17 protein-coding genes, 1 pseudogene and 1 riboswitch are annotated in these 18726 nt (G+C 68.0%); of the genes and pseudogenes, 7 read left to right on the plus strand and 11 right to left on the minus strand.

Annotated elements, in window-relative coordinates; all coding sequences use genetic code 11:
* Positions 1–31: 31 nt before the first annotated feature.
* From AS181_RS09700 to AS181_RS09720, 5 genes are all read right to left on the minus strand, one after another.
* Entirely contained in the window at positions 32–871 is an 840-nt protein-coding gene (locus AS181_RS09700) for a hypothetical protein (RefSeq protein ID WP_058251368.1), read from the minus strand.
* A gap of 107 nt (positions 872–978) precedes the next feature.
* A complete protein-coding gene (locus tag AS181_RS09705) occupies positions 979–2286 on the minus strand; it encodes a wax ester/triacylglycerol synthase domain-containing protein (RefSeq protein ID WP_058251369.1) in 1308 nt (435 codons plus the stop codon).
* Positions 2287–2327: 41 nt separating this feature from the next.
* Positions 2328–3509 carry an acyl-CoA dehydrogenase family protein gene (locus tag AS181_RS09710; protein ID WP_058251370.1) on the minus strand — a complete coding sequence of 394 codons (1182 nt, stop codon included), beginning with the start codon at positions 3507–3509 and terminating at the stop codon, positions 2328–2330.
* Positions 3510–3526: 17 nt separating this feature from the next.
* The gene (locus AS181_RS09715; protein WP_058251371.1) at positions 3527–3775 is read right to left on the minus strand and encodes an acyl carrier protein; all 249 of its coding nucleotides are present in this window, start codon (positions 3773–3775) and stop codon (positions 3527–3529) included.
* Positions 3776–3821: 46 nt separating this feature from the next.
* Entirely contained in the window at positions 3822–5162 is a 1341-nt protein-coding gene (locus AS181_RS09720; RefSeq protein WP_058251433.1) for a salicylate synthase, read from the minus strand.
* 157 nt (positions 5163–5319) lie between these two features.
* Here AS181_RS09720 and AS181_RS09725 point away from each other — a divergent pair, with 157 nt between their 5' ends.
* The gene (locus AS181_RS09725; RefSeq protein ID WP_058251434.1) at positions 5320–6990 is read left to right on the plus strand and encodes a (2,3-dihydroxybenzoyl)adenylate synthase; all 1671 of its coding nucleotides are present in this window, start codon (positions 5320–5322) and stop codon (positions 6988–6990) included.
* A gap of 166 nt (positions 6991–7156) precedes the next feature.
* On the opposite strand, the gene AS181_RS09730 is transcribed toward AS181_RS09725, so the two are convergent.
* Positions 7157–7504: a GNAT family N-acetyltransferase gene (locus AS181_RS09730; RefSeq protein WP_058251372.1), complete on the minus strand. Its 348-nt coding sequence runs from the start codon at positions 7502–7504 to the stop codon at positions 7157–7159.
* Positions 7505–7714: 210 nt separating this feature from the next.
* Positions 7715–7829: riboswitch (TPP riboswitch) on the plus strand.
* On the opposite strand from AS181_RS09730, the gene thiC reads away from it, so the two are divergent.
* Positions 7821–9509 (plus strand): phosphomethylpyrimidine synthase ThiC, encoded by a 1689-nt coding sequence (gene thiC, locus AS181_RS09735; protein WP_058251373.1) that lies wholly within the window; start codon positions 7821–7823, stop codon positions 9507–9509. Its footprint overlaps the riboswitch before it by 9 nt.
* Positions 9509–10429: a bifunctional hydroxymethylpyrimidine kinase/phosphomethylpyrimidine kinase gene (thiD, locus tag AS181_RS09740; RefSeq protein WP_078111736.1), complete on the plus strand. Its 921-nt coding sequence runs from the start codon at positions 9509–9511 to the stop codon at positions 10427–10429. Before thiC ends, thiD begins: the two co-directional genes overlap by 1 nt.
* Positions 10430–10517: 88 nt before the next feature.
* On the opposite strand, the gene AS181_RS09745 is transcribed toward thiD, so the two are convergent.
* A complete protein-coding gene (locus AS181_RS09745; RefSeq protein ID WP_058251374.1) occupies positions 10518–10907 on the minus strand; it encodes an SHOCT domain-containing protein in 390 nt (129 codons plus the stop codon).
* A gap of 189 nt (positions 10908–11096) precedes the next feature.
* On the opposite strand from AS181_RS09745, the gene AS181_RS09750 reads away from it, so the two are divergent.
* Positions 11097–12161 carry an LLM class flavin-dependent oxidoreductase gene (locus AS181_RS09750; protein WP_058251375.1) on the plus strand — a complete coding sequence of 355 codons (1065 nt, stop codon included), beginning with the start codon at positions 11097–11099 and terminating at the stop codon, positions 12159–12161.
* Here AS181_RS09750 and egtD read toward each other — a convergent pair.
* Positions 12142–13131 (minus strand): L-histidine N(alpha)-methyltransferase, encoded by a 990-nt coding sequence (egtD, locus tag AS181_RS09755; protein WP_058251376.1) that lies wholly within the window; start codon positions 13129–13131, stop codon positions 12142–12144. The two genes, AS181_RS09750 and egtD, sit on opposite strands and share 20 nt — an antisense overlap.
* The gene (gene egtB / locus AS181_RS09760) at positions 13128–14441 is read right to left on the minus strand and encodes an ergothioneine biosynthesis protein EgtB (RefSeq protein ID WP_058251377.1); all 1314 of its coding nucleotides are present in this window, start codon (positions 14439–14441) and stop codon (positions 13128–13130) included. The genes egtD and egtB overlap by 4 nt, the downstream gene beginning before the upstream one ends.
* A 172-nt stretch (positions 14442–14613) precedes the next feature.
* Here egtB and AS181_RS09765 point away from each other — a divergent pair.
* Positions 14614–15339, plus strand: a pseudogene (locus tag AS181_RS09765) (Clp protease N-terminal domain-containing protein); the annotation flags it as partial.
* 158 nt (positions 15340–15497) lie between these two features.
* On the opposite strand, the gene AS181_RS09770 reads toward AS181_RS09765, so the two are convergent.
* Entirely contained in the window at positions 15498–15992 is a 495-nt protein-coding gene (locus tag AS181_RS09770; protein ID WP_058251378.1) for a DUF5709 domain-containing protein, read from the minus strand.
* A gap of 129 nt (positions 15993–16121) precedes the next feature.
* On the opposite strand from AS181_RS09770, the gene AS181_RS09775 reads away from it, so the two are divergent.
* Positions 16122–16703, plus strand: coding sequence for a hypothetical protein (locus tag AS181_RS09775; RefSeq protein WP_175404303.1), 582 nt, complete (start codon positions 16122–16124; stop codon positions 16701–16703).
* 4 nt (positions 16704–16707) lie between these two features.
* Here the strand turns inward: AS181_RS09775 and AS181_RS09780 are convergent, their stop codons facing one another.
* Positions 16708–17133: a DoxX family protein gene (locus AS181_RS09780; protein WP_058251379.1), complete on the minus strand. Its 426-nt coding sequence runs from the start codon at positions 17131–17133 to the stop codon at positions 16708–16710.
* Positions 17134–17355: 222 nt separating this feature from the next.
* On the opposite strand from AS181_RS09780, the gene AS181_RS09790 reads away from it, so the two are divergent.
* Positions 17356–18723: a M1 family metallopeptidase gene (locus AS181_RS09790; protein WP_058251381.1), complete on the plus strand. Its 1368-nt coding sequence runs from the start codon at positions 17356–17358 to the stop codon at positions 18721–18723.
* Positions 18724–18726 lie beyond the last annotated feature (3 nt).

The raw sequence follows: 18726 nt of genomic DNA on the forward strand, positions 1-18726 counted from the left end.
CCGGCGGACCGGACCGTGTCACCCCGCGCGGTCAGAGCGAGCAGGGCAGCAGGACGAATCCCGCGATGGTGCAGACGCTTCGGTTGGAGAGCTTCCACTTGTTGCCGCTCCACACGAACGTCATCGAGCGATTCTGGCTACCGCGGCCGACCACGCTGATCTGCAGCGGAGCGGTCAGCGTGTTGCCGCTGACCTGGACGGGCCCGACCATCTGGTAGCTGAGCCCGACGTTGCCGTAGGTCGTGATCGCGCGGGCGACGAGGTCGATCTGACGGAGCGCGCGCTCACCGCCCTCGAGTTCGGCGGCGCGTGCGGCGCGGCTGCCGTTGGAGTTCATGACGATGCGGACCTTGGTGTTGAGCTGTCCGGGCGTCAGCGCGGTCGGGCCGGCGGCAACGCTCTGCTGCGGGGCGGCCGTGGTGCCCGGCGCGGGAGCAGGTGCGGGGGCCGCACCCGGAGCCGGCGCGGCTCCTTCACCGGGAGGACCGACCGGTCCACCGATCGCTCCGCCGCCTTCGGGCACGTTTTCCGTCGGGGCCGCTGCCGGTGCGCCGGCGGGTGCGGGCTGACCGGGGACGGGCTGCTGGCCGGCAATGCCCTGCTGGGGCAGCGCGGTCTGCGCGGCACCGAGGTTGACGACGGTCGGCTGTGCGGCGGTGGCGGAGTCGTTGCGCTCGCTCACCACGATGCCCACCACGCCGATCGTCACGACGATCGCGGAGATGATGGCAGCGATGCCTGCCGACGCCAGGACGGTCGGGACGCTGACCCCGCCCGACCGGCGAGACGAACCGGTGTCCGACTCGCGGTGGTCGACCCCCGAGTAGTAATCGGCCCCGGCCGGGTCCTGGTAGTTGACGTCGTTGCTCATGTTGTTCTTTCTCCGTGTATGTCTTCGCCCCCGCCGAGCCGACGGCCACCTGTATATTGCAGCCCTCGGACCCCGGATTACAAGGCAAGCCTAAGCTCGCACCCCCGTCAGGTTGACGGGAGGGCCTCCTGCAGCACTTCGTCGAGCGCGGCCACGAACCGTTCGGCGTACCCGGGTAGCGCCTGCGCGTCGGTGACGACGCCGAACGTGGTGGTGTGTCCGAGGATCAGGGTCGTCACCGACAGCGAGTAACCCGCGAGCGGCGACAACGGTGTCAGGGTGACGATCGAGCGCCCCAGCACCGACCGGACCCGCGAGAACCCGGGGTTGATGCCGATGTGGATGTCGGGGTGCATGTGGGACATCGACGCGTTCACGATCGCGCGCTGCAGACCCCACAGCGGGGCGCGCGGCAGATCGTCGGCGGCGGCCAGGTACAGCTCCGGCTTCCGCGTCGCTATGGTTTCGAGTTCGCTTCGCGCACGGCCGATCTGACGTGACAGATCGGGCTCGTTGCCGAGCAGGTTGAGGAGCGCCACGGACACCGCGTTGCCGGTGTGCCGGAACTCGTCGTCGAGGGTCACCGGCAGTGTCACGCGGACGACGTCGGCCTGTGGGGACGCGGGCGGGTTGAGGCTGATCGCCCGGCCGATGGCGGCGAGGAGGAACTCGTGAACGGTCGCGCCGTTGCCCTTGGCAGCCTTGCGCAGCGTCCGGGTCGACGCGGCGAACAGGGCGTACTCGCGCTCGCCCGACTTCGTCAGCGCGGGCCAGGCTCGTTTCTTGCCACCGCCCGCCGCGTGCTGGTCGCCATAGGCGGCCTTCGCCTCTTTGAGTTCCTCGGGGTCGATGCCGCTGATCCGGAAGCGGGGACTTGTGGCGAATCGCTCGAACTCCGCGAGATCGTCGGGTTCCCCGTCGGCGAGGAGAGCGGCGAAGGCCGCCCCCGCGATGCCGTCGGAGATGCTGTGGTGCACCCGGAGCAGGACCCACTGTCCGACGCCTTCGGCACCCGCCGACGGCGTGAACAGGGTGATGTCCCAGAACGGGCGCGGACGCGGCAGCGGCGACTCGAGCAGTTTCGTCACCCGTCGCTGGAGATGGGCGCGATCGGTGAACCCGAACTCGGTCACGTGCTCGCCGGCATCCCAGCTGTCGTCGGCGAGCACCATTTCGGGCTTGCGCCAGCGGCCGTTGCGGATACCCAGCCGGAAGATCTCGAACAGCCCGGCCCGCTCCCGGACCCGCGTCCGCACCTCGTCGAGGCCGAGCAACGCCCCGTTGCTCTCGAGCTGCAGGATCATCGACCAGTGCATGGGCGCGCTGTCTTTGTCCATGTGCAGGTAGGTGTGGTCGGGCGGCGCGAGTTCGGTGACACGCGCGTCGGCCGGCGCCTGGCTGGCTGGGCTGTTCATGGGATGACCGCCTGGGTGAGAGGGACGATGGCTCGAGCGCTTCAGGACACCGGCGAGCCGGTGCCGTGGAGTTCGGAGTCGACGAACATGGCCTTATAACGCTCGGTGTCGGGTTTCATCGCCGCCGCGACCAGTTCCCACAGCACCTCGTCGGTGCCGCCGCCGACGCGGGCCAGTTTCATGTCCCGCCACCAGCGACCGATGGGGGATCCGGTCTCGAGGTAACCGATACCGCCGAAGATGTGCAGGCACTCCGACGCGACCTCTTCCCCGAGGTTGGCGGCGGTGGCCTTCAGCGCCGCGGCGGTGCGCAGGTTGATCTTGCCCTCCGCGGCGACACCGGCCAGCGAATAGCGCAGGACGTCGACCCTGGCCTGCAGATCGGCGACGCGCAGCCGGAGCGCCTGATGGTCGTAGAGCTTCTTGCCGAACTGGGTACGCTCCACCATCCGGGCGAGTGTCACGCCGATCATCACGTCGCACGCGGCGGCGATCTGGGCGGCCACCGAGTACCGCTCGTGCGCCAGTCCCCAGCTGATGATCGCCAGGCCCGTCCCCGGCCGGGCGATCAGCGCCTCGTCGGGAATCCAGGCGTCGATGGTCACCGGCGCGGTGTCGAGGGGCCCGGCGCCGAGTTTCGCATACGGCTTCCCCACCGTCACCGACTCGATCGGGACGGCGGCCAACGCCACGTTGCCGCCCACGTCAGGACCGTCGTCGACGCCACGGCAGACCACGAACACGTGGTCCGCGATCGGCGAGAGAGACACGAACTTCTTGTGCCCGACGACGCGGAACCCGCCGTTCTCCGGCAGGATCCGGGTCTCGGAGTTCTGTAGATCCGACCCGCCCTGCTCCTCAGAGGCCCCGATACACAGCACGGTCTCGGCGGTCAGGGCGCGCTGGGCCAGGTCTCTGAGATAGTCGTTGCGGCCGAAGCGGCGGAGGATTGCGATGGCCGAATCGTGCAGGCTCACACCCACTCCGATGGCCGCGGAGCCCAGCGCGCCGAGATGTGCGCCGAGGGCGAAATGGTCGTGGAGGTCGGTGACCTTGCGGTCCTCCCACTTGCGGACGAAGACGCCCTCGGCACCGAGGTGTTCGAGCAGGGGCCGCGGGAATCGATGATCCCGCTCGGCCTGCGCCGTCCAGGCCGTCACCTGCTCGTCGAACGCGGCGTCGAGCAGTTCGGCGTACGTCTGCACTGGGGTCTCCACAGTCATGTCGGGTCCGGGTCCTCTCAGGCCGGGGTGCCGGCCTTCGACCGGATGAGGTCCTCGAGGTCGCCGACGGTCTTGGACTCGAAGAGCTCCCGTTCCGACAGCTTCACGCCGAGACGCTCTTCGATCGCCACCACGCCGATGGCGAACGCCACCGAGTCCAGCCCGAGGTCGTCGATCAGCTTCGAGTCGCGGCTGATGTCGCCGAGCGCGAGGTCGAGGTCCTCTTCGAGGATGCCGCGCAGGGCTTCGGTGATGTGGTCGGACATGTGGTGGCTCCTGGGGTGGTGATGTTCGGTCGAAAGTATCGGTCGGTCAGCGCGGGACCACGTACGGGGCGACGCTGGCCAGCTTCTCGCAGGTCTCGGTGAACTCGCGCTCCGGCGTGGACTGCGCGACGATCCCGGCACCGGCACGCAGCCATGCGCCTTGCCCGGACGAGAAGATGGTGCGCAGGGCCAGGGTCGCCTCGAGCTCGCCCGTCGACGAGGCGGTGAGGATCGCGCCGGAATACAGGCCGCGGCGTCGGGGCTCGAGACGGTCGATCGCCTCCACGGCCGGGGTCTTGGGGATGCCCGACGCGGTGATCGACGGGAACACCACCTCGATTGCACGCCAAGGCGTTTCGTGATCGGCGAGGGTCCCGCGCACGGTCGAGGCCAGATGCTGGACGCTCCCGCGCTCACGAACCTCCATGAACTCACTCACGGCCGTGGTGTCCGCAGCGGCGATCGAGGAGATCTCGTCGAAGCACGCGCGCACCGACATGGCGTGCTCGGCGATCTCCTTGGCATCCGAGAGCAGGTCGGCGCGGGCCGCCGCGTCCTGCTCCGCGGAGATCCCGAAAGCCCTTGTGCCGGCCAGTGGTTCGGTGACCACGGTCCGGTCGTCGTGCACCGCGACGACGAGTTCGGGACTGAACCCGGCCGCCTGCAGGTCACCGAGCGAGAGCAGGTAGCTCCGGGCGGGGTTGTTGTCGGCGCGGCCGCGGGCGTAGGTGGCAGGGATGTCGACGTCGAACGGGATGTCGACGGCACGCGAGAGGATCACCTTCTGGTACCGCCCGGCTTCGATCTCGGCGACAGCGGTGGCCACACGGCCGCGGTAGTCGTCCGGGTCGGACTGCACGTCCACCGGCCGCGACTCGCCGGGAACGGTTGCTCGCGAGGCGATCTCGAGGAGACGACCGGCACGCTCGGCGTCGAGCGACCCGGTGTCGACCCCGTCGGCATCGACAGTCGCCTCGAACTCGGGAACGATGAGGTGCGCCAGCACCGTGTCCTCGGGAACGCGCTCGAGGATGCCGTGATACGGGGCGCAGAAGTCGAAACCGACCCAGCCGTAGACGCGCCAGTCGGAAATCGACAGCGACGCGGTCGCGGCGGCGAGCGCGTCGGCGGGGTCGCCGCGCCAGGGCGTCGTCGTGCGGTCGCCCTGATCGTCGACGATGACCTCACTGCGTGTGATCACCACGCGGGCGCGGACACCCGCCGCGAAGGTCCAGCGCCGGTCGCGCTCGTAGACGACATGGTCGCCGAATTCGCCGGAGCCGGCCCAGGCCGCCGTGATCCGCGCGGCATCGGACTCGCTCAGCGGCGAGGCCGGCGCGAGCAGGTCGACGAACTGCGCGGCGTGCGATTCGGTTGTCAGCGACATGTCCTTCGTTCCTCCGGTCGTGATGCACTCGAGCACCGATGATCATAGGGAATCTTAGGGCAGCCTAATCAAACAATCCCCCGCGGGTCGACAGCCGGCCTCCCGCCCTGCATCGACCGGTAAGGTTACCCTATCCTGCCTGTGTTTGAATGAACTCATGCCGACGCATCTCGACCCCGCGACCGATCTGCTCGACGGTTTCGCTCCCCACACCGACGCACAGGCACAGAAGTACCGCGACGCCGGCGTCTTCCTCGACCGCCCGTTGTTCGCCGGCCTCGATCTGGCCGCCGAGCGAACTCCCGACTCCCCTGCGCTGACCGACGCCTCCACCGACGGGCCGCGCACGCTCACCTATGCCGAGTTCCGCGACGCCACCCTCCGTCGTGCCGCCGGTTTCGTCGCGGCCGGACTGCGGCCGACGCAACGGGTCGTGTTGCAGCTGAACAACTCCCTCGACTTCGCGGTCACCCTGTACGGCCTCCTACGCGCGGGTGTCGTTCCGGTGATGACGCTGCCCGCGCACCGGATCACCGAGATCGCCCATCTCGCAGCCGGTGCCGGCGCGGTCGCCTACATCGGTGAGGACGGCCGCCGGGGGTTCGACTATCGCGAGCTCGCGACCGAGCTGCAGTCACGGGTGCCCGACGTCGCGCAGGTCTTCATCTCCGGCGAACCTGGTCGATTCACACCGCTCCCCGACGCCGACCCCGCCTCGGTCGAGCTCCCGGCTGCCCCCGACGCCGGGCTACCCGCCCTGTTCCTCGTGTCGGGGGGCACCACCGGACTGCCGAAACTCATCGCGCGCACGCACGACGACTACGACCTCAACGCCCGGCTGTCCGCGGACGTCGCCGGCCTCACCGCCGACGACACCTACCTCGTCGCCCTGCCGGCCGCGCACAACTTTCCGCTGTGCTGCCCGGGAATCCTGGGCGTCTTCGGTGCGGGCGGCCACGTCGTCTTAGCCGACAACCCCAGTCCGGACAACACTTTCGACCTCATCGAGCGGCACCGCGTCACGGTGACCGCGCTCGTCCCCGCGCTCGCGCAACTCTGGTGCGCGGCGACCGAGTGGGAGCCGGCGGACATCAGCTCCCTGCGCCTGCTGCAGGTGGGCGGCGCCAAGCTGGCACAGTCCGACGCCGTCGCCCTCGACGCGGCCCTCGGCCCCGTCGTCCAGCAGGTCTTCGGCATGGCCGAGGGGCTGATCTGCTACACCCGGACCGACGACCCGCGTGACTTGGTGCACCAAGTGCAAGGGGCACCGATGTCGGAGCTCGACGAGGTGCGGGTCGTCGACGAGGGCGGAGCCGATGTCCCCGACGGGGAAGAAGGTGAACTGCTGGTGCGGGGGCCCTACACGATCCGCGGTTACTACCGCGCCACGGCGCACAACGAGAAGTCCTTCACGCCGGACGGCTTCTACCGGTCCGGGGACAAGGTCACCCGGCTGCCGTCGGGGCACCTGGCCGTGACCGGCCGCATCAAGGACACCATCGTGCGCGCCGGGGAGAACGTCGCCGCCCACGACGTCGAGGAGAACCTCCTCGCCCACGATTCGGTCCGGCAGGTCGCGGTGGTCGGGCTGCCCGACGACGCGCTCGGTGAGAAGATCTGTGCGGCAGTCGTGCTCTCGCACGAACACCCCCCGGCCCGACCACTCGAGCTGGCCGCGATCCGCACCTTCCTCGCCGACCGCGGACTCGCCTCCTTCAAACTGCCCGACGTGGTCCGCGTCGTGCGCACGCTCCCGGTCACCGCAGTAGGCAAGATCGACAAAAAGGTGCTCCGCGAGACACTGCTGTCGGAGCCGTCGGCAGGCTGAGCCGAGTCGGAGCCCGCTCCTCACACCGGCGCGAGGAGCGCGACCACCGCACCATAATCCCAAGGAAGCGCATAACCCCTGCTCCCTGAGGTGCGAGGAGCGATAGCGACGAGCCTCGAAGGGTCCGGCGAGGAATGTTCCGGAGCCGCCGAGGCTTACCTTCGGATCACACCGGCGCGAGGGTCACGATCCCGGGATGGCCGTCGAGATAGTGCTTGGTGAAGGTGCACACGGGCCGCAGGCGGGCGCCCTGCTCGCGGGTGAAGTGCACGACGGTGCGGGTGAGTCGGGTGGCGAGACCATGTCCGGTGTACTCGTCGTAGAGCACGGTGTGTAGGACGGTGATGGTGGTCTGACCGTCGACCGTCTCGGTCGAATAGCCGAGCACGCCGACCAGGTCGCCGGCGACCCACAGCTCGAACCGGTCGCGGTCGGGATTGTGCACCACCTGCGAGATCTGCTGCAGGATCGACTTCGCCGACTGTGGTGGTCGCTGACGATGCTTGCGTAGCACCCGACCCTCCTCACCTCTTGATCGTGGACATCGGACCACTGACATGTGCCGTCCGAACCTCGGCATAGGCCCCGCTTGTGATCCGGGTCACACGGTACCTTACGGAACCGTAACTGATGACCCCGATCGTCCGGTCGTCGCACATCGAGACGGTCGCGCGCACCCCTACGACCCGAACGAACTCCGCGCTGTAGGGTGGCGGACGCACGACAACTACACCGCGGGGGCTCTCACGATGACCGAGGGCTGAGATGGCGACGGGCGGTCGCCGACCGCTCGAACCTGTCCGGGTAATGCCGGCGTAGGGAGACAAGCCATGGGCACACGTGTATCCGCGACTCGCGACGGCAGCGCACCCGCCGACTCAGGGTTCCTGACCCTCGGTCCGATCGAGGGCAGCACCAAGCACTACCTCACGGTCGGCGACCTGCGCGTCCCGCAGCGTCGTATCCACCTCACCAACGGCGAACACCTCGACGTCTACGACACCTCGGGTCCGTACACCGATCCGACGGCGCGCATCGACGTCGAGAAGGGCCTCGCCCCCACCCGCGACAACTGGCGCCGCCCGGAACCGGTCGACGGCGCGAGCACCCAGCTAGCTTGGGCGCGGGCCGGGATCATCACCGAAGAGATGCGGTTCATCGCCGCCCGAGAGGGCATCGACCCCGAACTGGTCCGGTCGGAGGTGGCGATCGGGCGAGCGGTCATCCCGGCGAACCACCGGCATCCGGAGTCCGAACCGATGATCATAGGCAAGAACTTCGCGGTCAAAGTCAATGCGAACATCGGTAATTCGGCGGTGCGCAGCTCGATCTCCGACGAGGTCGAGAAGATGGTGTGGGCCACCCGCTGGGGCGCCGACACGATCATGGATCTCTCGACCGGCGCCGACATCCACACCACCCGCGAGTGGATCATGCGCAACTCGCCGGTCCCCGTGGGGACGGTTCCGATCTACCAGGCGCTGGAGAAGGTCAACGGCGATCCCGCCTCGCTGACCTGGGAACTGTATCGCGACACCGTGATCGAGCAGGCCGAGCAGGGTGTCGACTACATGACCGTGCATGCCGGTGTCCTGCTGCGCTACGTTCCGCTGACCGCGAAGCGGGTGACGGGCATCGTCTCGCGCGGCGGTTCGATCATGGCGGCCTGGTGTCTCGCGCACCACCGGGAGTCATTCCTGTACACGCACTTCGACGAGTTGTGCAAGATCTTCCGCCGCTACGACATCACGTTCTCCCTCGGCGACGGCTTGCGCCCCGGATCGATCGCCGACGCGAACGACGAGGCCCAGTTCGCCGAACTCCGCACTCTCGGCGAGCTGACCGCGATCGCCAAATCGCATGGTGTGCAGGTCATGATCGAAGGCCCCGGGCACGTCCCGATGCACAAGATCGCCGAGAACGTGCGCCTGGAGGAGGAGTTGTGCGAGGAGGCCCCCTTCTACACCCTGGGTCCGCTCGCCACCGACATCGCGCCGGCCTACGACCACATCACCTCGGCCATCGGCGCGGCGATGATCGCTCAGGCCGGCACCGCGATGCTGTGCTACGTGACTCCGAAAGAGCATCTAGGACTTCCGGACCGCGACGACGTCAAGGTCGGCGTGATCACGTATAAGATCGCGGCGCACTCGGCCGACCTGGCCAAAGGCCACCCGCGGGCACAGGAACGCGACGACGCACTGAGCAAGGCGCGCTTCGAGTTCCGCTGGACCGACCAGTTCAATCTCGCCCTCGACCCCGACACCGCGCGCGCATACCACGACGAGACGCTGCCCGCCGAGCCCGCGAAGACCGCCCACTTCTGCTCGATGTGCGGACCCAAGTTCTGCTCGATGCGGATCTCGGCGGACGTCCGCGCCTACGCCGAGGAGCACGGTCTCGTCACCGCGGACGACATCGACCGGACTATCGCCGAGGGCATGGCCGCGAAGTCGGCCGAGTTCGCCGAGGCCGGTAACCGCGTGTACCTCCCGCTCCAGACGACCGGCGGCGCCTGATGCGCACAGACGACGCACGACGACGCACAGTCGACGCGAATCAGCGCACGGTCGACGAACAGGCCTACACGGGACTCCCGCTGTCACCGCCCGGAACGGCCCCGGTACGGGTCCTGACGATCGCGGGTTCGGACTCCGGCGGGGGCGCGGGAATACAGGCAGACATGCGCACCTTCGCCCTGCTCGGGGTGCACGGGTGTGTCGCGGTGACCGCGGTGACGGTCCAGAACTCGGTGGGCGTGAGCGGGTTCGAGGAGATCTCACCGCAGACCGTGGCGGCGCAGATCGACTCCGTGTCCGGTGACATCGGTGTGGCCGCGGCGAAGACCGGGATGCTCGCGTCGGCGCCCATCATCGAGGCCATCGTCGAGCAGTGCCGCACGAGTGGAATCGGCCGGGACACATCCGTTCCGCTGGTGGTCGATCCGGTGTGCGCGTCGATGCACGGCAACCAGCTGCTCGCCGACTCGGCACTCGACACCCTGCGGCACAGCCTGTTTCCCCTCGCGACGGTGGTGACACCGAACCTGGACGAGGTCCGGCTCATCACCGGCATCGCGGTCACCGATGCCGCGTCGCAGCGCGACGCGGCCAGGGCACTGCTCGATCTCGGGCCGCGCTGGGCGCTGGTGAAAGGCGGGCACCTGCGAACCTCGGACCACTCCCCCGATCTGCTCTACGACGGCGACCAGTTCATCGAGCTCAGCCACGAACGCATCGACACCCCGCACGACCACGGCGCCGGCGACACCCTCGCCGCCGCGATCGCGTGCGCGCTGGCCCACGGGCACGACGTTCCCGCGGCGGTCGGTTTCGGCAAGGACTGGGTGACCCGCTGCCTGGCGGCCGCGTATCCACTGGGCGCCGGCCACGGTCCGGTCAATCCGCTGTGGCGTGTGGGCGTCGGGTCGGCGGACTGACGCGACGCCGGTCCCGAACCGGAGAACAGACAACGCTCCCCGACGGCGACCGGCGCCATAGGGGAGCGTTGTCTGTGTCGAGGGACCGTCAGGCGGTTCCGCTGAGGGCCTTGCTCTTCAAGTGCTCGAACTCCTGAGGGGTGATCGCGCCCGAGTCGAGCAGGTTCTTCGCGTCGGCGATCTGCTGGGTCGGTGAGGTGCCTGCGACGGACCGGATGTACTCGTCGGACGCCTGCTTGGCCTCGCTGTACGCCTCACGCTGACGCTCGGCCATCCCCTTGCCCTTCGCGAGCAGGTACACGATGGCGGTGATGTACGGGAAGATGATCAGGAAGACCACCCACGCCGCCTTCGCCCACCCCGAAGCCGCCTTGTCGCGGAACAGGTCGCTGATGATGTGCCACAGGACGATCAGATAGGCCACGAACGCGAAGATGACGATCGTGTACCAGATGAAGTCCCAGAACGAATCCCACATAAGAAGTCTCCTTTGTCTAGAAGCAAGCCTGCCCGGCGCACCGGAACCGTGAATTCCCTCTGAGCATGTCACAGCTCTACGGTGGTCAGCGCAACGAACATTGAAGAAGTTCGTGAAATCCTGAGACTGCGGTATCGATCGGCAGCCGAGAACCGGGATCGATCGACTCTGACTCTCGCGAAGGGCGACATGGAATCTCACCCGGTAGGTATCGAGAAGATCGAGCTCGGTCTCGACACGTTCGGGGACATCACCGCCGAACCCGACGGCACATTGCGCTCCGGGTCGCAGACCCTGCGCGATCTGCTCGAGCAGGCCATCCTCGCCGACACGGTCGGCGTCGACTTCCTCGGTGTCGGTGAGCATCACCGCGACGACTACGCGGTGTCGGCACCCGAGGTCGTACTCGGCGCGATCGCGGCGCGCACCACCCGGATGCGTCTCGGTTCGGCCGTCACCGTCCTGAGTTCCGACGATCCGATCCGCGTGTTCCAGCGGTTCTCGACAGTCGATGCGTTGTCGTCGGGTCGCGCCGAGGTGATCCTCGGGCGCGGATCGTTCACCGAGTCGTTTCCGCTGTTCGGTTTCGACCTCTCCGACTACGAGGAACTCTTCAGCGACAAGCTGGCCCTGTTCGCCGAACTGCGCACCGGCCGACCGGTCTCATGGTCGGGTTCCACACGCAGTCCGCTGCAGTCCCAGGCGGTCTATCCCGAACTCGAGAACCCGCCCCTGCCGACGTGGATCGCGGTCGGCGGCAGCCCGGAGTCGGTGGTACGTGCCGCGTCGTACGGCCTGCCACTCATGCTCGCCATCATCGGCGGCGACCCGTTGCGCTTCACGCCGTACGTCGATCTGTATCACCGTGCCCTCCGTGAGATGGACAAGCCGCTGATGCCCGTCGGCGTGCACTCACCGGGCCATGTCGCCGACACCGACGCGCAGGCACGCGACGCCCTATGGCCGCACTACCGCGAGTACGTCGGGCGCATCGGTCGCGAACGCGGCTGGCCGCCGCCGACCCGCATCGAGTTCGAGCGGTCGACGGGACCCGGCGGCTCGCTCTACGTCGGGTCGCCCGACACCGTTGCCCGCAAGATCGCGTCGACCGTCCAAGCACTGGGACTGAGCCGATTCGACCTGAAGTATTCGCACGGGACACTCGGCCACCCCGAGCTCATGCGCAGCATCGAACTCTATGGAACGCAGGTCATCCCGCGGGTGCGCGAACTGCTCAGCGTCGGGTCAGGGTGAGCTGGAAGTCGCCTGCGGGATCGGTCCACGCCGACACGACGGACAGTCCGGCCGACTCGAGTTCTTCCGCGAGCGCCCCGGGCTGGAACTTGGTGCTGATCTCGGTGTGGATCTCGGTTCCCGCGGGCACCCGCCACGATCGGCCCAGCACACCGAAGTACGCGTCGACGTCCCGCCGGGCGCGAAGCCACATCTCGACGCGGTGCTCGCCCGGATTCCAGCGGGCGATGTGTTCGAAGTCGTCGGCGTAGAGCCCGCGAGCGTCGAGGCCGGCACGGAGCACCTCGATCATGTTCCGGTTGAAATCGGCGGTCACACCAGCACTGTCGTCGTAGGCGGCGACGAGCCGCCCGGTGTCCTTGACGAGGTCGGTACCGAGGAGGAAGTAGTCACCCGGGGACAACGAGCCGACCATCGAACGATAGAACTCCGCGCGCGCAGCAGGATCGAAGTTGCCGATCGTGCCACCGAGGAACACCGCGAGGCGCGGGCCGTCGGCGGGCGGGAGATCCAGGTCAGGCTCGGTGAAGTCGGCGACCACGGGGACGACGTCGATCCCGGGATAGTCGACGGCGAGTACTTCGGCTGTCGTCGTGAGCATCTCGGTGCTGACGTCGACGGGGACGTAGGTCGGACGCTCACCGTCGGCGGCCGCGTCCACGAAGGCGTCGAGCAGCAGACGCGTCTTGGTCGATGTGCCCGAGCCCAGTTCGACGATGACGTCGGCACGGGTCGTCGAGGCGATCTCGGCCGACCGCGCGCGCAGGATCGCGGTCTCGCGGCGGGTGGGATAGTACTCGGGCAGACGGGTGATCTCGTCGAAGAGCTTGCTGCCGCGCTCGTCGTACAACCACTTCGTGGGGAGGACCGGCGGTTGCTGCCACAATCCCGAGAGTGCGTCCGCGGCAAGGCCCCCGATGGCCGTGTCCCCGGTGGTCGCCGTCACCGGGGTGTCGCTGTCGAGGCTCATCGGGCCAGCCGGAGTCCCGAGAAGACCCAGCGCGACGGCGCCGGGAAGAAGTTTCGGTACGTCAGTCGTTCGTGACCCACAGGCGTCACCGCGCTCGCCCCGCGCAGCACATGCTGGTCGGACATGAACTTGCCGTTGTATTCACCCACCGCGCCGTTGGCGGGCACGAAGCCGGGATAGGGCAGGTACGCACTGGCAGTCCACTCCCACACATCCCCGATCATCGCCGCACCGACGCGGCCGGGATGACATCGGTCCGGGTCGAGCAGGGCCCCGCGCTCGGTACCCAGTGAGCCGGCAGCGATCTCCCACTCGAATTCGGTGGGCAGCCGGGCCCCCGCCCAGCGGGCGTAGGCGTCGGCCTCGTAGAACGAGACGTGCAGGACGGGCTCGTCGGGCACGATCCGCCGCCGACCGGACAGGGTGTACGTCGTCCAGTCCGACGGGTCGGTGGAGCGCGCACCCGTTTCGTCGCGCCAGTATCCCGGTGCGTCCCATCCGGTCTGGCGGATGGTCGCCCACCCGTCGGACAACCAGAATTCGGCGCGCCGGTAACCGTTGTCGGCCATGAACTCCAGCCAGTCGGCGTTGGTGACCGCGCGGTCGGCTATCTCGAAGTCCTCGAGATACACCCGGTGCCGGGGGCCCTCGTTGTCGTAGGAGAATCCGCTGCCCAACGCGCCGATCTCGTTGACGCCGCCCTCGAACTGCCGCCAGCCCAACGCTTTCGCGATGCCCGGTTCGTCGGGTTCGCGATCGACGTACACCGGCCCGAACGTGTTGGTGGAGAAGAGATGCTTGATGTCCATGAGCAGCAGCTCTTGGTGCTGCTGTTCGTGATTAAAGCCGAGTTCGACGAGTTCGAGTGCGGCCTCGTCGAGGTCGCCGCGCTCGAGGAGATCCACCATCGCGGCGTCGACATGCTCGCGGTAGCGGGTCACATCGCGGACACCCGGCCGCGTGACGAGACCGCGATCAGGTCGTGGATGCCGTTCTCCCACAGCCTCGTAGTAGCTGTTGAACAGGTACCGGAACGTGTCGTCGTAGACCTTGTACGCGGGGTCACGCCGCAGGATGAACTCCTCGAAGAACCAGGTGACGTGCGCCCGATGCCATTTCGCCGGGCTCGCCTCGGTCATCGACTGCGGTGTCTGGTCCTCGGGCGAAAGCCGTTCGGACAGCGTGTCGGTCAGGGCGCGGACGTCGAGGTAGCGACGCGCGACATCGGTGACGACACCGTTCGCCGGCGGGCTCTCGGCGGACCGGGTGTCTGTGGACTGGGGACGAACCGACGGTTCGGTGATGCTCACTGGATAACCTCCCGTGGCAAAGCCTGGAGCGGCCGGCGACGACTTCGCCGATCTCCGCATCCATCGTCATGACGCTTGCCGTTCCTGTCAACGCACACGCGCTTGATCGGCCTCGACGCGTCGTCGTCAACTCGGGGTTGACGCGATCAACTCGTCAACCTACGGTTGACGCATGCCCCAGAGTTCAGTCTCCATCCGCCTCGACGACCTGATCCATGCCATCCGCAAGGTCCACGACGACCCGCTGGACCAACTCTCCGACGCGGTGGTGGCCGCGCAGCACCTGGGCGACATCGCCGACAGCCTGATCGGTCACTTCGTCGACCAGGCCCGCCGCTCGGGAGCATCGTGGACCGCGATCGGCACCAGCATGGGCGTGAGCAAACAGGCCGCTCAGAAGCGGTTCGTCGACCGCGTGTCGTCCGCGGGCGAGAACGATGCACCCGGCGCGGACAACCCGTTCTCGCGTTTCACGCCCCGGGCCGCGAACGTACTGATGGCCGCGAACGCGGCAGCGGCCGCGGGCCGTGCCGAGCACGTGACCCCGGCCCACATCGCGCAGGCCCTCACGGCCGAACCGAAGTCCCTCGTGTTCCATGTGCTGCGGGACTCCGGTGTCGACGCCGACGCCTGGCGTGCGGCCATCGCGCCACTGCTCCCGGCACCGCGGGACATCGCCGACGACGAAGCAACGAGCGTGGTGCCCTACGACGACGCGTCGAAGTCGGTCCTGGAGTCGACCGTCGCTGCCGCCCTCGATCTCGGGCACAACTACATCGGCACGGAGCATCTCCTGCTCGGCTTCTTCGCCGATGGCACGCTTGCCGAGGCGTTGAGCGGGCTGGGCCTCACGGCCGACGCCGTCCGCTCGACCATCGTCGCGACGCTGGCGCAGGTATTGGAGCAGCCCGGCGCCGGGAGCGAAGCGAGCGGGCCGAATCAAACCGGCGCCGGGAGCGAAGCGAGCGGACCGAATCAAACCGGCGCCGGGAGCGAAGCGAGCGGGCCTAATCAAACCGGCGCCGGGAGCGAAGGGAGCGGGCCGAACCAGACCGACTAGTCCGAATCGGAGATGTAGTGCACCGCAGCCTCTTCCGCGGAGGCTCCGGCGCCGTCGATCCCGGCGTCCTCGGCGACGGCGTCCGACTCGGTGTCGATACCTGATCCGGCGTCCGGGGCGATGAGACGTCCGGCGCGGCGGTCCCCGACCTCGTCGTCTTCCTCGAACTCGTCGTCACGATCGGAATCGTGTGCGCGCCAGTCGGTCCGCGCACGTTCCTCGGCGGTGATCTCGTCGAGCGGATCGACCGCTCCGACGTCGGGTTCCTCTTCGGCCAGCCGCTCGTCGAGCGTCTCGCCCTCGGCCTGTTCCCGGGAGGTCAGCCCGTGGACGGCACCCTTGGGCGCATAGTCGGGCGGTGAGTACCCCTCGTCGAGGACGTCGTCGACGCCGCGGTCGTCCAGAGTGTCCTCCGGCTGCAGTTGGTCGTCCTCGTCCAGGCTGTACTCGCCGTCCGAACCCTCCGGAGTGCTACCGATGTCGTCCTTCATCCTTGCCACGATGCCAGCCCGCCGGGAGTCCCGCCAGGACGACCCGATGGTGTTACCTGGCCGGCCGGTGTCGGTCGTGCTCACCCGGTTCGGCCGAATCGCCGATGCCGGGGTGCCGGATCGGCGACAATGTCGAGGGTGATCGAGGAAATGCAGGCCGAGGCCCGGGCGCTGCTCTCGGCCGGTGAATACGACCACGCGCTGGCCGAGTTCTCCGTGCTCCGCGAGATCAGGTCGCGCCGCGAGGGACCGTATTCGGTGATGTACCTGTCCAATCTGCACGACTGCGTCCGCTGCATGTCCCATCTCATGCTGTGGTCCGACGCCAGCCACCTGTGTCGTGAACTGCACGGCAAGTACGTGCGCACGCACGGGCGCGCCGAAGCCGACACGGTCGACGTCGCGAAGCACTGGGCCTGGGCGCTCGTGCACCTGCACGACTATTCGCCGGCCGTCCGGTTGTACCTGCTGACCGCCGACGCGCTCTGGGAGTCCGATCCCGCCCAGGCGCAACGTCTGCTCGGCGCGGCGGTGGTCCACCGGCACGACACCGATCCCCTCGCGCTGATCTCGCCGGGGCTCATCGACGGTGTCGGACTCCGTCATGCCGACGAGGAACGGGAACTGCTCACGCGCCTGGTCGAGAGGTTGGCCGATGGTGGCGGCGCTCCGGCGAGCGCGGCCACCATCGACGGTCTGGCTCTGGTGTGAGCCGTCAGACGACGTCTCGGCGTCGGCGTCGCATGATGTAGCTGTCGGCGCCCATCCGGCCGGCCGACGTGTAGCCGACGGCCAGCAGGCCCGCGATCAGCGCGAGCGGCCACTCGTAACCGCCGTCCATGTTCCAGAACCCGGCGTCCCAGTGCACGAACACGATCGCGCCGATCATGTCGGCGATCAGCAGGGTCGCGACGATCGGCAGCAGCAGTCCGAGGATCAGCAGGATGCCGCCGATCAGCTCGACCCATGTCGCGTAGTACGCGGCGAGCTCCGGGTAGGGGATGTCCATGCCGGCCGGGCCGAATGCCGCCTTGGTGGCGTCCATACCCTGGGTGACCAGCTTCTGCCACCCGTGGGCGATGAAGATGATGCCGAGTATCAGGCGCGCGAGAAACTGCGCCACACTACCGAATCCGCTCATTCCGCACTCCTCGTATCGATCGGGCGGGCCGGCCGTGCCGCCGCCAGGTACTCTCTCAGTGTCCGGGACAGCATCGCCCCGTCGCGGGTGAACAGCCGAATCGAGACGTCACCACCGAACCGCAACCGCTTCGTGACCGGTCGCAGCGCGTCGCCGACGCGACTCGTCGAGGCGCGCCGCCGCACGTCAGCCCGCCGGGGCAGAACGGAGTAGGAGTCGAGAGTGCCGGGAAAGTCTGGGCTGGGTTCACGTGGCAACTCCGGGCAACCCGTGCTGGGGGCACCCGCCGACGTCCTCGATACATATCTGCCCGACAACGGCAATCTGGGCTATCGCATCTCTCGATACGATCTGGAACTCGAGTACAAGGTGTCGAGCAATCGACTCGAGGGCACCGCGATCCTGACCGCGACGTCGTACGCCGAGCTCAAGCGTTTCACCCTCGACCTGGCGAGCTCGCTGTCGGTGCAACGGGTGTCGGTCAACGACAAGCGCGCCCGCTACTCGCATCGTCGGCACAAGCTGACCATCACCCCCGACACTCCACTCCCCCCGGGCGGGGCGATGACCGTCACCGTCCGGTACCACGGCAGTCCGCATCCGATCCGCGGCCCGTGGGGTGAGGTCGGTTGGGAGGAACTGACCGACGGCTCGCTCTGTGCGAACCAGCCCAACGGGGCGGCGTCGTGGTTCCCCTGCGACGACCACCCGAGCGCCAAGGCGCCGTACCGGATCTCGATCACCACCGACAGCCCGTATCACGCGCTCGCCAACGGCGTCCTGGAGTCCAAGCGGGTCCGCGCCGCGCAGACCACCTGGGTCTACGAGCAGGTGGAACCGATGCCCACCTACCTGGCGTCGATCCAGATCGGTCAGTACAAGCAGATCTCGTTGGCGTCCAAACCGATTCCGGTCTCGGGCCTCGTCCCCTCGCGACTCGAGGAGAACTTCGGGGTCGATTTCGGTCAGCAGACCGAGATGATGGCGGCGTTCGTCGAGATGTTCGGGCCGTATCCGTTCCCCCGGTACACCGTCGTGGTCACCGACGACGAACTCGAGATCCCCATCGAGGCACAGAGTTTCTCCACCTTCGGGGCCAATCACTGCGACGGCAGCCGGCACGCGGAGCGGTTGATCGCCCACGAGCTCGCGCATCAGTGGTTCGGCAATTCGGTGACCGCGGCCCGCTGGCGCGACATCTGGCTCCACGAGGGTTTCGCCTGTTACGCCGAATGGCTGTGGAGTCAGCACTCGGGCGGCCGCAGCGCCGACGAATGGGCGCGTCACTACTACGCGAAACTCGAATCGTCGCCGGTGCGTGTGCCACTCGCCGATCCCGGTCCGCGCAAGATGTTCGACGACTGGATCTACAAACGCGGCGCACTCACCCTGCACGCACTGCGGCTGACCATCGGTGACGGCGACTTCTTCGCGCTGCTGCAGCGGTGGACCGACAAGTATCGGTACGGCTCGGTGACCACCGAGGACTTCATGGCACTCGCCGCCACCCACTCGTCGAAGCCGCTCAAGGATCTCTGGGACGACTGGCTGTTCACGCCCGAGTTGCCGCCGTTCCCAGGTCCTTCCTGATCC

Origin of the sequence: Gordonia sp. SGD-V-85, assembly GCF_001456905.1 — a bacterium.
Lineage (GTDB): Bacteria > Actinomycetota > Actinomycetes > Mycobacteriales > Mycobacteriaceae > Gordonia > Gordonia hongkongensis.

Bases quoted from the DNA above. Each gene is read 5' to 3' on its own strand.
- AS181_RS09720 (WP_058251433.1), bottom strand. From the start codon at position 5,162: ATGTCGCTGACAACCGAATCGCACGCCGCGCAGTTCGTCGACCTGCTC.
- AS181_RS09775 (WP_175404303.1), top strand. From the start codon at position 16,122: ATGTCGAGGGTGATCGAGGAAATGCAGGCCGAGGCCCGGGCGCTGCTC.
- egtD (WP_058251376.1), bottom strand. From the start codon at position 13,131: ATGAGCCTCGACAGCGACACCCCGGTGACGGCGACCACCGGGGACACG.
- AS181_RS09745 (WP_058251374.1), bottom strand. From the start codon at position 10,907: ATGTGGGATTCGTTCTGGGACTTCATCTGGTACACGATCGTCATCTTC.
- AS181_RS09710 (WP_058251370.1), bottom strand. From the start codon at position 3,509: ATGACTGTGGAGACCCCAGTGCAGACGTACGCCGAACTGCTCGACGCC.
- AS181_RS09725 (WP_058251434.1), top strand. From the start codon at position 5,320: ATGCCGACGCATCTCGACCCCGCGACCGATCTGCTCGACGGTTTCGCT.
- AS181_RS09705 (WP_058251369.1), bottom strand. From the start codon at position 2,286: ATGAACAGCCCAGCCAGCCAGGCGCCGGCCGACGCGCGTGTCACCGAA.
- AS181_RS09770 (WP_058251378.1), bottom strand. From the start codon at position 15,992: ATGAAGGACGACATCGGTAGCACTCCGGAGGGTTCGGACGGCGAGTAC.
- AS181_RS09700 (WP_058251368.1), bottom strand. From the start codon at position 871: ATGAGCAACGACGTCAACTACCAGGACCCGGCCGGGGCCGATTACTAC.
- thiD (WP_078111736.1), top strand. From the start codon at position 9,509: ATGCGCACAGACGACGCACGACGACGCACAGTCGACGCGAATCAGCGC.
- thiC (WP_058251373.1), top strand. From the start codon at position 7,821: ATGGGCACACGTGTATCCGCGACTCGCGACGGCAGCGCACCCGCCGAC.
- AS181_RS09780 (WP_058251379.1), bottom strand. From the start codon at position 17,133: ATGAGCGGATTCGGTAGTGTGGCGCAGTTTCTCGCGCGCCTGATACTC.
- AS181_RS09750 (WP_058251375.1), top strand. From the start codon at position 11,097: ATGGAATCTCACCCGGTAGGTATCGAGAAGATCGAGCTCGGTCTCGAC.
- AS181_RS09715 (WP_058251371.1), bottom strand. From the start codon at position 3,775: ATGTCCGACCACATCACCGAAGCCCTGCGCGGCATCCTCGAAGAGGAC.